Genomic DNA, 13,763 nt, shown 5'->3' on the forward strand with positions numbered 1-13,763 from the left:
CCCTGTTTTTGTTATCGTATTGCAGCAAACATCTTCGTTTTCACCCGCATTCTTGGCATGCGAATTGAAGGAATCGCTGCATCTAAATTCACCATACTAACCAATATGTGACATATGTGTTATCAACGATTAGTCTGGCTCTTTATCGGCACGTTTCTCTATAGCTTTAGCTCAATTATAGCCGCTGCACCATTAAGTCAACTCGATGCAGTAAAAGAAGCAGCAGAAGCGCATGTAGAATCTCTGATCACTGCCCCCGAATATGGAAAGCTTGAAGTTCAGGCAAGCAATCTGGACAGTCGCCTACAGCTGTCCCACTGCCCTTCGCCATTAAAGGCAGATGTTCCTGGCAGGCAATCTCTCAATAAGAGTGTCACTGTGATGGTGAGCTGTGAAGAAGATGGCTGGCAAGTGTATGTGCCCGTGCAAATTAAACTACTCACGCCCGTCGTCGTCGCTCGTCGCCCCCTAGATAGAGGAGTGACGATTTCTCACGATGACTTGATTGTGCAGCTGGTCGATGCGCGCTTTCAACGCGGACAAACTTACACCGATGGCGCTACGATTGTCGGCTCCCGTATCAAACGCGTGGTGGGTATTGGCGAGCCCATCAATGGCAATGATATCTGTATGGTCTGCCGTAATGACGAAGTGATTATTACTGCGTCCGGTAGTGGACTGAATATTATTGCAAAAGGGACAGCATTAAGTGACGGTGCTCTCGGTGAGCAAATTAAAGTCCGTAACAGCAAATCCAATCGGATAGTCGATGGTACAATTACCGCAGTCGGTCAGGTAATTGTAAAATTCTAACTAAATGCAATTAAGTGCTAAAGTTCATAGTAATGCGGCCGATACTGTGAGCAACAGAAGGTTCGGACAGATATAAGGCTTTATTATGGCAAGTATCGATCACCTGCGTTCTGGTCAGCCATTGAGCACGAACAGAAGCAACCAAAGCAAGACGCAAAGCACTGCCGCCGAAAACGGTTCTGCGGGCGAAGTGCGCAATCATCGCGGGGATGCATTCTCTATGAGCGACGAAAGTCGTGCGATTGGCGCCCTTAACCAGCAGATGGCTAGCGAAACACATTTTGACAGCGCAAAGGTAGCAGCGATCAAAGCAGCTATTGCAAACGGTTCATACAAAGTGGATGCAGACCGACTGGCTGCAAACATCATGAAGCACGAAGATGATCTTCGTGGAATGAAGTAAGCCTGCATGTCTGAAGCACTCTCTTTCGAGCAACTTCTTCAGGCACAGGCTGAAAATGTTGACGCGCTGCTTGAAGTCATGGAAAAAGAAACCTCGGCAATCGCCTCAAGAAAGGCAGCTGACATTGACGCCTGCGCGAAACAAAAGCTCACTCTGATCCAAAACATCCAGTTAAGAGATGCCCAATTAGCAAAATGTCCCGAGCTCCAGTCACCTGCTAAAGAACATCTTGCGGCTATCTCACATATCAAAGCATCTCTAGAAAAATGTCATCAGACGAATGAGGCCAATGGTGTTGCGCTTCAACGTGCACAACTCAGCATGCACAAGCTTCGCAACCTGTTCCAAGAAGCGGCAGGTAAGAGTGAAATGACTTATGACAGCGAAGGCCAGGCATCAGGCAGCCGAACACTGGGCACCAATGTAAAAGCCTGACCCACGTATGAATTCAAAAAGAAAGCCGCTCATTTGAGCGGCTTTCTTACATTTATCTGGAATTAGAAAATGATCGCGTCATCTCTTGGCACGTGGTGAGACTCACCATACTCAGACATTTTCTTCATCTTACGCAGGTTCAGTTGTAACTCAGTCACGTAGCTGTCACCCACTTTGTAACTAGCAATCACTTCCGCCGCACGGATAATGCCATCTGAAGCACCATGGGTTCTGTCCTGTCCCAATTGCTGATCCTCCACCTGGGTCAAACCACTCACGCGAATGCCGTACACTTGCTCAGACAACTCTTTGTAAGCTTCGAGCTTCGACGCTCTCATAGCACGGAACTGTTTTTCTTCTTCCGTTTCGCCGCGTTGCGTGCTGATAGATGCCGTACCTACCGCTGTCAATATGTCATCTGAGCGAATAGTGGTGATAGGTTGGCACGCGGTCAACATCAATAGCATTGCCAGGGTTAGCCAAGTTTTCATATTCACTCCAGAATTACGGTTTCAAAATAATGGTGTCAGTAGGATGCTTACGCTGATCGCCACGGATGATCACGCCATCTTCAATGCGAACTTTACGCAAGGTATCGATGTCGCGGCCAATTCTGTCCGCTGGCAGGAAGCCTTGTGCCGATGCGACCACGACACGAGAGCGCATACCAACGATGCGGGCATTAACCAGCACACCGCCACCTTGGCGTAGCATGGTGCCAGTCAGTACGTAATCGATTTGCTGCTCTGGGTGTAACTCTTTCCAATCACGGCTTAGTGAAAAATCGCCGTCTTTGGTTACCCTGATGGTACCGGTATTTTTGAAGTCAATGACGGTAAAGCCGCGTCGCTGCATCTGGTAAATCATGCCTTCAGTCACGGAGTTCCCCAGCCAGTTGGTTTCATCCATCTCTTCAACATCGACAAAAGACACAATCGCCATCGGCGTTCTGGCTGTGAGGTAGTTGTTGGTTTCCAGCAACTCTTCCGCCAAACCGTCCATAAAGTAATCCAATGTGTGCCTTGGGGTTTGCTGCAACAGGAACTGGCTCCCCGAATACGGTTCTTTACCGTTATAAATCGGGTTATAGGCGCAAGATACGGTTGCTAGACTGATTAATATCACTATCCAGTTTTTCATTGTCGTCTGGCTCCGGACACGATTTAGGACTGACCTGTTACGCCTAGGGCAAAAGCCCAGTCCACTGTTCATCCCTATTTCGGGAACATTATTTGCATTGAGTGGCTATATTCTCGCTTTATTGGCTAACCACCTTGCCGCTTTTTCAGCGATGTTATCTGGTCTAGCAATTTTTATACCTACTATTGGAAAACAAGGTTATGCGCAAAAGAATTCTTAAGCCTCTCGTCGCTTGTATCGCGCTGGCATCTGCCTCTGTTAACGCTGCGTGGTACGAAGTGACTGGGGTTAGCACAGTTTTGGAAAGCAAAGAGCAGGCAAGAGAAAGAGCCTTGGAAGATGCGATTTATCAGGCATTAAAATTCTCCGGCGCAGATATTGCCGGGTTGACAAGCATCCGCCCTTACTTGAAAGAAGCGAAAAACGACTATCTGTTCAGTGGAGATGAAATCCGCCACATTCAGGTACTGGAAACCAAGGAAAAAGGCGGCGTCATGAAATTGACAGCCCGCATCGATATCTACCCAACGGCAAATGCTTGCCACAAGCATCAATACAAGAAAGGCCTAGTCATGGGTCGTTTCGATATTGTTTCCCCTCAACACGCGGCGTTGGGCGGCATTTTCCAGTTTGGCGATGACTTCACAGTCCTGCTTCAGCGCCAATTTGAAACCCAGGCCCAAAGTTTTGTTGTTCAGGGTATTACGCCTTATTCAATTTCTCCGACTCAGCCTGATGTTGCCACTATGGTGGCGGAAGATACTGGCGCACAGTATCTGTTAGTCGGCACGATTACTGATATGACGGCAACCATTGACCAAAAAGTGCTGAGGAAAGATCAGACAAACCGTCAACTGGCATTATCAATTGATGTCATTGATGGGAAATCCGGTGAGGTGATCTATCAAAATATCTACCGCGACATCGCTTCTTGGCCGTTTGAACGACATAGTAAAGTCGACACAAAAACAGCGCGTTTCTGGGCATCGCCCTATGGCGAAATGGCACAGCGAATGAGCCGCAATATTTTGTTGGATCTAGAAAGTAACCTTGCGTGCAGAGCGACAACCCCAGAGATCGTCTCGATCAACGGTCAAACAGGGCAAATCAATGCCGGTCGTATTCATGGCGTGAAACATGGAGACGAGCTGGCGCTGTGGCACAACGCCTCTTTCACTGACCAATATGGCATTCACCGTACCCAAATGAAGAAAAGTGCTATTGGTCTGTCAGTGACCCGTGTTTACGAGAGCTCGGCGGAAGTTGCGGTATCCCCTGTCGAACTGGGTTCAAGTATTCAGATCGGCGATTTGGTGACCAAATACACTCAGTAACTTCTTTAAAGCCTTAACGTTAGGGCACAATTGGGTATACTAACCACCCGGCGTTGATATTCTCCACATCAGCGCCAACGCTCCCATAGCTCAACAGGATAGAGCAGTCGCCTCCTAAGCGATCGATCGGGGTTCGAGTCCCTGTGGGAGCGCCATTTCATATCAACAGACATTTTTAACGACCCTCTCTAGATTAGACACCATTCAGGCCGCCAATTCACTTTTCTGTTGCTTCTCGCGGCATAAATTGATTCAAACCGAGCTCACATCAATTGAACGTCCTTACACGAAAAAGCCTCTGGTGTAACCAGAGGCTAATGACTCAACAACGAATGTTGCAGCGTTTGAGTTTTGATAGAGAGTTCGCCGTATCTCAGTTTTCAGCTCAACATTGATTTACTGCATAATCGCCCATGATAGAAACTCTTTTCTTTCTGTTGGAGTCAGGCTTTTAAACTGCCCTTTTAAGCTTTCCACTTTCACAGTCTCACGCAGAGAGATTTTGACCCCTTCAGGGTTTTGTTCGCTTTCTATCTTTGGAGCGACTTCTGTCGTTAGCTTGTTGTGGTTGGCTGCAACATCCAGAGTCCCATCAAGCACATCCTGTGTTTCTACACTTTGGCTGGCAAAAGAGAAGGTGTAGTCATTGCCAAGTTGTAGGCAGCAAGTTCTTCACCATAATCCCGCAATATACCCTTTCCACGCTGCAACACCCCAGTGTGAACATCCAGGATCTGGCCATTATTATACGAAACCTTTAGCGTTGGCTTGGTTTTAAAGTCACCTACCTCCTGTGCAGAGTCGAACTTCTTCCCAGGCTCAACAAGCACGTCGGTATTTGACACATCAAAAGTCACTACAACTGGCTCTGATTTGAACTTGGTGAAAACACCATTTTCCCTGATGAGTTTTGATACCCTAACAACTAATTGATTAGGGCCATCAGGTAGCTCTACTTTCGTCATCTGCGAAAGAAGTGAACTGACTTCTTCTCCATTCACCAACATTGGCTCAATAGACACATCGAACTCAACATTGACTGCGGCCAAAGAACTAAATGATGCCATTATAGCTGCTGTTGCAATTGTTCTTTTTAATAATCCCACTATTTAGTCCTCTTTAAGAAAAATGCGAGCACCGGAAGGCACTCGCACAAAAAGCTCCACGTTATTAAAATTTATAACGGGGCTTAGAAGTAGTATTCTGCACCAATCAGAAGACGAGTAGTGTCTGCTGATTCGTCACTTTCATTGAAGTCATAGTTACGCACATCCATGTACAGGTAAGTACTTGGCAGCAGGTAACCTAAACGCGCAGTGATTGCTTGGTCGGCAGTATCGGTAGTACCGTCAGCGTCGTCTGTTGATGCATAGCCAAGTTTCGCCAGGAACTTGTCAGTAAACATGTACTGAGCAGTTGCAGAAATTGCATTCTGATTGTCGCCATCAGCTTCCATCATCTTGTATGCAGCAGACAGAGTCAGTTTGTCCAGGTACAGGTTACCGCCTACGATTGCGTAAGAGTGATCAACGAAAGATTTATCTTCTGCTTCGCCACGGTTGTAGTAACCTGCGTGCAGGCCATACATGTCTTGAGTGAAGTAAACTGCCGCTGACATAATGATGTCAGAAGTTGATTTTTCCATGCCAGAAGCAGTGACATTAAACTTCACTGGGCCCATTGCAGCAGATTCAAAACGGATCATGTTGTCCGCGCGATCTTGGAAAGACACGCCCAGATCATTGTTCCAATCGAACACGTTACCCAGACCAGGGTTAGAGTGTGGCCAGTCAACGATGTCGTAAGCTGCATGAGTCATACGACCAATTTTCAGGTTACCGAAATCAAAGCCCAAACCAACGAATGTGTCACGGCCACCTAGGATACCGCGGTCTGATGCCCATGCTGAGTCAGCGTGAGAAGCCCAGCCAGACTCGATTTGCCACAGAAAATCTGCACCAAAATCTTCGTATACGTGCTTACCTTTGAAGCCGATTTTAGATTCAATACCAACAGTGTTGTTAGAATCTTTGCCGCTTGCTGCTGGGGAGTCGAACATGTTGTACGCTGCTGCGGTACCGTAGATTTCGAAGTTTTCACCAGCCAGTTGAACTGCTGCGTTTGCTGAACCTGCAGCTGCCATAGTAGCGATCGCTGCACCGATTAGAGTGCGTTTAAACATTTTATCCATGGATAACTCCTTAAATAAGTTTTTTACCGGTAGAGAGTTACGCTTGCTTCTAGTTGGCCGCCGAAAGCAAACGGCACCGGGTTTGTTTATTGATGTAATTTATCAACGTGGAGAAGCTTAATTCGGAACGATAAAAAAAAAATCCGTATCTGAATGAAGTTTGAATTGGTTCAAAATTAAAAGATAAAACGATCAAAACACTTTAAAAACAAAAGGATGAAGGGGGCATAAAAATATAAAAGAAAGTAATTTTTAGCTGGAGGGTTATTGGCATGACACAGATCTCATCATTTCCCAGAAAAGAAAAACAGAGAACTCAATCTTCATTTTCCTCAAGGACAATTAGTCGATCTGTTTCGCATTCATTTCTGGGTTGGCACAGACCAAGAGGCAAAAAAAAAGCCCCATCACCAATGACGGGGCTTCACTGATTTGTTTAAAAGTGCTTACTGTTGAGCTTCACGCGCAGCGATGAACTCAATAGCCTGTTTGATTCGGGACAAGACACGCTCTTTACCAATCAAGCTCATCACAGCATCAACGGATGGTGATTGACCTTGACCAGTCACAGCAACACGAAGTGGCATACCCACTTTACCCATCCCTAACTCGAGCTCATTGCAAACGTCAGCGATAAGTTGGTGGAGGTTTTCAGTGTTCCACTCTTCAATAGACTCAGCTTTACTTAGTGCCAACTCTAAAGCTTCTTTTGCGACTGGGCGAAGGTGCTTTTTCGCCGCACCCGCTTCAAATTCTTCAAAGTCTTGGTAGAAGTAACGGCATTGGTCGGCGAGTTCAATCAAGGTATTGCAGCGCTCTCCAACAAGCTTGATCACATCAGTGATAGCCGGGCCGTTGCTAACATCAATTTCTTTCGCATCAAGATGCCACTGTAGGTATTTCGCTACATACTCTGGCTCAGACGTCTTGATGTAGTGGTTGTTCAACCAAAGCAGTTTATCCGTGTTGAATGCAGAAGCCGACTTACTAACCGACTCAAGATTGAACAACTGAATCATTTCATCTAGAGAGAAGATTTCCTGATCGCCGTGAGACCATCCCAAGCGAACAAGGTAATTCAGCAGTGCCTGTGGGAGGTAACCTTCATCTCGGTACTGCATCACACTCACTGCGCCATGGCGTTTTGAGAGCTTTGCGCCATCATCACCCAGGATCATTGAGCAATGTGCGAATTCTGGTACTGCCGCACCAATAGCTTTGTAAATGTTGATTTGGCGAGGAGTATTGTTGATGTGATCTTCACCACGAACAACCTGAGTAATCCCCATATCCCAGTCATCAATGACCACACAGAAATTGTATGTCGGGCTGCCATCAGTTCGGCGGATAATTAGATCATCTAACTCACTGTTTGCGATTTCGATGCGACCACGGATTTTGTCATCAAAAACCACGGAGCCTTCTTTCGGATTACGGAAACGAATACAAAATGGTGAGTCTTCTGTCGCCGCTTCATTCGCTGCAACCACTTTAGGATGGCCTGCATCATAACGCGGCTTTACACCGGCAGCCATTTGCTCTTCGCGGATTTCATCCAGCAGCTCTTTTGGCGCATAACATTTGTATGCTTTATCTTCTGCAAGTAACTGTTCAACAACTTCGTTGTAGCGATCGAAGCGTTTAGTTTGATAGTAAGGTCCTTCGTCCCAATCAAGCCCTAGCCACTCCATGCCTTCAATGATTGCATCGATAGCTTCTTGGGTTGAGCGTTCCAGGTCGGTATCTTCGATTCGAAGGACAAACTCACCACCAGCGTGTTTGGCACAAAGCCAAGAATACAGTGCAGTACGCGCACCACCTACATGCAAGAAGCCTGTTGGGCTTGGAGCAAAACGAGTTTTAACAGTCATGTTAATCCTATAACGTTCGGCGTTGTTGAATTGAGCGGATGTTTCCGATAGGGCGCTATTGTAAGCGCACAAGCGCTTGGGGACAATCATTGCCTCGATACTGCCCCAAGTTGATTCCGCACCCTATTCATCTACAAAATGCTGACTAAACGAAAGTCATTGATTAAGGAGCTATTAAATCTATTTTGCAACTGACCACCTTATCTATTAGCCGACCACTGATCGCATTAACAGATATATACAGTAGCGTAACCAAACTCGAGTTAAGTTTGCCTTTAAAATATCTTTCATTCATTCTTTCACGAGAGCAAAAAAGTCATTAAAGTAATGAAGCCTATTTTCTTTTTAAAACAATACAGATAAAGATTATGCAAAAAGTGTAATTTTTATATAAAGTCCAGCTTACCCTACAGACAGTCTTAAATTTTATCGGCATATCATTCGGCATTGTGCCGTCTGTTTCATCTTCAATCACACTACAATGGCTTTGTATATGGCGCTCCCGGCAACCAGTTACTCTGACGGCATGGTGACTGAAAGAGTTGGCGGAACTATCATTGAGACCTCAAATGCCAACTATAAAAAAACAAAAGAATATTTTAAATTTATTCATTACCTTGAAATATTTCTCATCAAAAAAATGGTAGTTTCATGCACTCGAAAAACCTCATCAACCAATAAATAGTAAGCAATAAAAACGATGAGACACATTTATACCAATGGTTATTTAATATTTTTTACTTGGAAAATTTACTAAGAAAATTAAATAGAAACAGAATTTAATTTTTGATCTTTCTTTATCTCTCTACATACTTTAGTTGTGAGCATCGCTACTAAATGCTTATATCCTAAAAATAAAACTTGGAGAAACTTCAATGAAGATTATCTTTTTTGCAGTCGTAAGTGCTTTGCTGGCGTTCAATGCTTCGGCCCAGTCGGGCGAATCGCAAGGAGCAGGCCTCGGCAAAAATGTAGAGTGTGTTTATTCTGGCGGAATGACAAACTACGTCCCCATTGGTTACTGCAAAGTAACTGGTGGAAAACACTGAGCAACGTAGCAAGCCATGTTCTGGCCCAAGGAAAGGCTCAGAAGTAAAAAACCAGTGTAAACACACTGGTTTTTTCGTTTAACGTTATTGCATAATCGCCCAAGATAAGAACTCTTTTTTCTCAGTCGGCGTTAAGCTTTTAAACTGCCCTTTTAAACTCTCGACCTTTACCGTTTCTCGCAATGAGATTTTCACGCCTTCTTGGCTTTCCTTGGTCTTCTTAACGAGAGCTGCATCTGCAGCCACTTCACTCTGGGTGACAGCAATCAGTGTTTCCTCAAGAGCTGCCGCTGTCTCTGTAGTCTTGCGAGCAAAAGAAAAGGTGTAATCATTTGCCATGTTGTAAGCAGCAAGCTCATCACCGTAATCACGTAAAATCCCTTTACCTCGTGTCAGTACTCCAGTATGGGCATTCAACGACTCACCATTCTTATATGAAAGCTTCAGTGTAGGTTTGGTTTCAAAATCACCCACTTCCTGTACAGAAGTAAACTTCTTACCAGGCTCAACCATGATATCGGCGTTTGACACATCAAAAGTCATCACAACTGGCTCGGACTTAAACTTAGTGAAAACACCGTTCTCTCTGATGAGTTTTGAAACTCTCACCACTAACTGGTTTGGGCCGTCAGGTAATTCCACCTTGGTCATTTGTGTAAGCAGGGAGCTAACCTCCTCCCCATTAACTAGCATTGGTTCAATAGCTACATCGAACTCAACATTAACTGCAGCAAAAGAACTAAATGATGCCATTATAGCCGTTGTTGCAATTGTTTTTCTCAATAATCCCATTATTTAGTCCTCTCTAAGAAAAATGCGAGCACCATAGGGCGCCCGCACAAAAAGCTTATGTTATTAACAACTTATAACTGAGCTTAGAAGTAGTATTCTGCACCAATCAGAAGACGAGTAGTGTCTGCTGATTCATCGCTGTCATTCATGTCGTAGTTACGAACATCCATGTACAGGTAAGTGCTTGGCAGCAGGTAACCCAGACGTGCAGTGATTGCTTGGTCTGAAGTGCCAGTAGTACCTTCAGCGTCGTCAGTCGATGCATAGCCTACTTTCGCCAGCAACTTGTCAGTAAACAAGTATTGTGCAGTTGCAGAGATAGCGCTTTGATCGTTATCACCGTATTCCATCAGCTTGTATGCAGCAGACAGAGTCAGTTTATCCAGGTAAACGTTACCACCTACGATTGCGTAAGAATGCTCTTCGAATGAGTTATCTTCCGCTTCACCACGGCTGTAGATACCAGCGTGCAGACCAAACTTATCTTGAGTGAAGTATACAGCCGCAGAAGTGATGATATCAGAAGTAGAGCTTTCCATGCCTGAAGCGGTCACGTTGAACTTGACTGGGCCCATTGCTGCAGATTCAAAACGGATCATGTTATCTGCACGGTCTTGGAAGCCAGCGCCAAGGTCGTTGTTCCAGTCAAACACATTACCCAGACCTGGGTTAGAGTGTGGCCAGTCAACGATGTCGTAAGAAGCGTGGGTCATACGACCGATTTTCAGGTTACCGAAATCAAAGCCCAGACCGATGAACGTATCACGACCACCTAGCAGACCACGATCAGATGCCCAAGATGAATCTGCGTGAGATGCCCAACCAGACTCGATTTGCCACAGGAAGTCAGGGCCGAAGTCTTCGTAAACGTGCTTGCCTTTGAAGCCGATTTTAGATTCGATACCAACAGTGTTAGTTGAATCAGAGCCGCTTGCTTTTGGTGAATCGAACATGTTGTACGCTGCTGCAGTACCGTAAATTTCGAAGTTTTCACCAGCCAGTTGAACTGCTGCGTTTGCAGAGCCAGCTGCAGCTACTGCAGCGATCGCTGTACCAAGTAGAGCGCGTTTGAACATTTTTTCCATGGAAAATAACTCCTAAAGGGATTTTTCAGAATTCCAAGTCATCGCCGTTATGGTTGGCCGCCGAAGCAATGACTCGTTTATTCGATTTTCTAAAACGACTCAAATTCATCGTTTTAGATTTGTTGTCACCGATTGAACTCTCCCTCAACCGATGAGTCTCAGACTACTTTCACCTGAAAAAACATCAACGAGAACTTTATTTGTTATTAAAAAAATATGACTCGGTGCAAAGTTCCATCCATGTTCGTGATCGAGATCCCTTATTTAGATAAACACATAAAAACAAAAACATAAAACCTTTAAATTCAATTGTTTACTGCCATAGCGCTAGCGATAAAAATACCAAAAAGACTGTATTGAGATCGTTATCACATATTCATTTTCGAGACAAAGAAATGAATTTCCAGTCGTTTTAACGGCCAAATTTCATCTCGTGAAATATCTGAAATGGATCGCAAAAGCGCTTAGGGCGGGGCATAAAAAACGCCAGCATGATGCTGGCGTTTGTGGCGGGTTTGTATTTGATGGAATTAACGTGACAGCAGTCTCACCATTCCGTCTTCATCTAAAATTTCAATGCCAAGCTGCTGTGCTTTAGCCAACTTAGAGCCGGCTGCTTCACCTGCAATCAAGAGATCGGTTTTTGCAGAAACGCTGCCCGTCACTTTTGCTCCCAATGCTTGAAGCGCTGCTTTTGCATCGTTGCGAGACATTTGCGACAGGGTTCCGGTCAATACAACAATTTTACCCGCCAATGGTTGAGGTTCATTTTCGTCACGCTGTTCAATAGCAGGCCAAGTAATGCCACTTTCCAGCAAAGCGTCAATCACTTCTTTGTTATGCTCTTCGTTAAAGAAGTTCACCACATGTTTAGCGACTATGACGCCCACATCTTGTACTTCGACTAAATGTTCTTCTGTCGCTTCACGAATCCCCTCGAACGTGAAGAAGTGGTTAGCCAGGTTTGCTGCCGTTGCCTCTCCTACTTCCCTGATGCCCAGAGAGTAAATAAATCGAGGCAGTGTGGTTTCTTTCGCTTTAGCCAGCGCATCTACAAGGTTTTGTGCAGATTTAGGTCCCATACGGTCGAGCATGGTGACTTGTCCCGCGGTGAGCTTAAACAAGTCAGCCGGTGTTTTAATCAGTTCTTTCTCAATTAGCTGCTCTACAATTTTGTCGCCAAGCCCATCGATATCCAGGGCTTTACGCGAAGAGAAATGCTTAATGGCCTCTTTACGTTGTGCACGGCAAATCAAACCACCGGTACAGCGAGCAACTGCTTCACCTTCCACGCGTTCAACGTGAGATTGGCAAACTGGACAAGCATCAGGGAATATCACGTCTTTTGCATCATCGGGTCGACGACTATCCACGACGCTAACGATTTGCGGGATCACATCACCAGCACGACGAATAATGACGGTATCGCCAACTTTTACGCCAAGACGCGCAATCTCATCCGCGTTATGCAATGTGGCATTGGAAACGGTTACCCCGCCGACAAACACAGGCTCCAGTTTAGCAACCGGCGTAATAGCACCGGTGCGGCCAACCTGAAATTCGACATCTTGTAATACCGTGATTTCTTCCTGAGCAGGGAACTTGTAGGCAATGGCCCAGCGTGGTGCCCGGGCGACGAAACCTAAACGCTCTTGAGTATCAATGGCATCAACTTTGATCACCACACCGTCAATTTCATACGGCAAGTCATTGCGGCGTGCGCCGATATCCTGATAGTAGGTTTTGACGTTTTCGATGCCTTCGACTTTTTTGACTTCCGGGCTGAGTGGGATGCCCCAGTTTTTCAGTTGTTCTAAACGACCGATATGGGAATCGCCAAACGCTTCGGACATCACACCCACTGAATATGCATAGAAACGAAGGGGACGGGTTGCGGTAATTTTCGGGTCTAGCTGACGAAGGCTTCCGGCCGCGGCATTACGCGGATTCGCAAACGCCTTTTCACCTTTTTTGATATTTTTTTCGTTAAGTTTTTCAAAGCCTTCCTTAGGCATGAAGACTTCGCCACGCACTTCCAAACGCTGAGGCCAGCCTTCCCCTTGAAGCTGCAAGGGAACATTGCGGATGGTACGGACATTGTGAGTGATGTTCTCACCTGTCGCACCGTCACCACGGGTAGCGGCTTGTACCAGAACACCATTCTCATACATCAAGCTCACTGCCAGACCATCCAGCTTAGGCTCACAGCTGAAAATGAAATCACCTGAGATGTTCAGCCTGTCCTTCATGCGCTTTTCAAATGCTTCAAGCTCTTCATCACCGAAGGCATTGTCGAGAGACAGCATTGGAATTTCGTGACGAACCTGTTCAAAGGCACCTAGCGGGGCACCACCAACACGCTGGCTTGGCGAATCTGCCGTCATCAACTCTGGATACTCGGCTTCTATCGCCAGCAGTTCTTGCATCATGCGGTCATATTCCGCATCCGGAAGTTCGGGTTTGTCTTCGACGTAGTAAAGGTGGCCGTGATAGTTAAGCTGCGTTTTCAGCGACTGCAGTTTTTGTTGAATTTCCGTGGTCATCAATGCTGCCTAATTTGCTTCACCACTTTTTAGTGGCTTAGATATTGAGAATGTGGGCCAGTATACCCGAACTCCCACAAGGCGCGAAAATACCGCTTGTTGATAAT

14 protein-coding genes and 1 tRNA gene are annotated in these 13,763 nt (G+C 45.7%); 6 read left to right on the forward strand and 9 right to left on the reverse strand.

The window, feature by feature from the left end:
• The first annotated feature begins 114 nt into the window (after positions 1-114).
• The 3 genes from flgA to G5S52_RS13205 all read left to right on the forward strand — a co-directional run bounded on the left by flgA (position 115) and on the right by G5S52_RS13205 (position 1,651).
• Positions 115-813 (forward strand): flagellar basal body P-ring formation chaperone FlgA, encoded by a 699-nt coding sequence (gene flgA / locus G5S52_RS13195; RefSeq protein ID WP_165014183.1) that lies wholly within the window; start codon positions 115-117, stop codon positions 811-813.
• Between the two features lie 85 nt (positions 814-898).
• Positions 899-1,216 (forward strand): flagellar biosynthesis anti-sigma factor FlgM, encoded by a 318-nt coding sequence (gene flgM / locus G5S52_RS13200; RefSeq protein ID WP_165014185.1) that lies wholly within the window; start codon positions 899-901, stop codon positions 1,214-1,216.
• A gap of 6 nt (positions 1,217-1,222) precedes the next feature.
• Positions 1,223-1,651 carry a flagella synthesis protein FlgN gene (locus G5S52_RS13205; RefSeq protein WP_165014187.1) on the forward strand — a complete coding sequence of 143 codons (429 nt, stop codon included), beginning with the start codon at positions 1,223-1,225 and terminating at the stop codon, positions 1,649-1,651.
• Positions 1,652-1,713: 62 nt separating this feature from the next.
• On the opposite strand, the gene G5S52_RS13210 is transcribed toward G5S52_RS13205, so the two are convergent.
• Positions 1,714-2,142, reverse strand: a complete 429-nt coding sequence (locus G5S52_RS13210; protein ID WP_165014189.1) for an LPP20 family lipoprotein — start codon at positions 2,140-2,142, stop codon at positions 1,714-1,716.
• A 13-nt stretch (positions 2,143-2,155) separates the two neighbouring features.
• The gene (locus G5S52_RS13215; RefSeq protein ID WP_165014191.1) at positions 2,156-2,791 is read right to left on the reverse strand and encodes a FlgO family outer membrane protein; all 636 of its coding nucleotides are present in this window, start codon (positions 2,789-2,791) and stop codon (positions 2,156-2,158) included.
• A 200-nt stretch (positions 2,792-2,991) separates the two neighbouring features.
• Between G5S52_RS13215 and G5S52_RS13220 the strand changes: the two genes are divergently transcribed.
• A complete protein-coding gene (locus tag G5S52_RS13220; RefSeq protein WP_165014193.1) occupies positions 2,992-4,125 on the forward strand; it encodes a flagella assembly protein FlgT in 1,134 nt (377 codons plus the stop codon).
• Between the two features lie 79 nt (positions 4,126-4,204).
• Positions 4,205-4,280 (forward strand) — tRNA-Arg (locus tag G5S52_RS13225).
• A gap of 241 nt (positions 4,281-4,521) precedes the next feature.
• Here G5S52_RS13225 and G5S52_RS13230 read toward each other — a convergent pair.
• From G5S52_RS13230 to gltX, 4 genes are all read right to left on the reverse strand, one after another.
• Entirely contained in the window at positions 4,522-4,725 is a 204-nt protein-coding gene (locus tag G5S52_RS13230) for a hypothetical protein (protein ID WP_165014195.1), read from the reverse strand.
• An 11-nt stretch (positions 4,726-4,736) separates the two neighbouring features.
• Positions 4,737-5,231, reverse strand: a complete 495-nt coding sequence (locus tag G5S52_RS13235; RefSeq protein ID WP_165014197.1) for a DUF2057 family protein — start codon at positions 5,229-5,231, stop codon at positions 4,737-4,739.
• Positions 5,232-5,314: 83 nt separating this feature from the next.
• Entirely contained in the window at positions 5,315-6,316 is a 1,002-nt protein-coding gene (locus G5S52_RS13240) for a porin (RefSeq protein WP_165014200.1), read from the reverse strand.
• A 446-nt stretch (positions 6,317-6,762) separates the two neighbouring features.
• Positions 6,763-8,187, reverse strand: a complete 1,425-nt coding sequence (gltX, locus tag G5S52_RS13245; protein ID WP_165014202.1) for a glutamate--tRNA ligase — start codon at positions 8,185-8,187, stop codon at positions 6,763-6,765.
• An 875-nt stretch (positions 8,188-9,062) separates the two neighbouring features.
• Between gltX and G5S52_RS13250 the strand changes: the two genes are divergently transcribed.
• Positions 9,063-9,236, forward strand: coding sequence for a hypothetical protein (locus tag G5S52_RS13250; protein WP_165014522.1), 174 nt, complete (start codon positions 9,063-9,065; stop codon positions 9,234-9,236).
• Between the two features lie 84 nt (positions 9,237-9,320).
• On the opposite strand, the gene G5S52_RS13255 is transcribed toward G5S52_RS13250, so the two are convergent.
• The 3 genes from G5S52_RS13255 to ligA all read right to left on the reverse strand — a co-directional run bounded on the left by G5S52_RS13255 (position 9,321) and on the right by ligA (position 13,656).
• Positions 9,321-10,028 (reverse strand): DUF2057 family protein, encoded by a 708-nt coding sequence (locus G5S52_RS13255; protein ID WP_165014525.1) that lies wholly within the window; start codon positions 10,026-10,028, stop codon positions 9,321-9,323.
• An 83-nt stretch (positions 10,029-10,111) separates the two neighbouring features.
• A complete protein-coding gene (locus G5S52_RS13260) occupies positions 10,112-11,113 on the reverse strand; it encodes a porin (protein WP_165014530.1) in 1,002 nt (333 codons plus the stop codon).
• Positions 11,114-11,643: 530 nt separating this feature from the next.
• The gene (gene ligA, locus G5S52_RS13265; protein ID WP_165014533.1) at positions 11,644-13,656 is read right to left on the reverse strand and encodes an NAD-dependent DNA ligase LigA; all 2,013 of its coding nucleotides are present in this window, start codon (positions 13,654-13,656) and stop codon (positions 11,644-11,646) included.
• Positions 13,657-13,763: the final 107 nt, after the last annotated feature.

Origin of the sequence: Grimontia sedimenti (assembly GCF_011045095.1) — a bacterium.
GTDB lineage: Bacteria > Pseudomonadota > Gammaproteobacteria > Enterobacterales > Vibrionaceae > Enterovibrio > Enterovibrio sedimenti.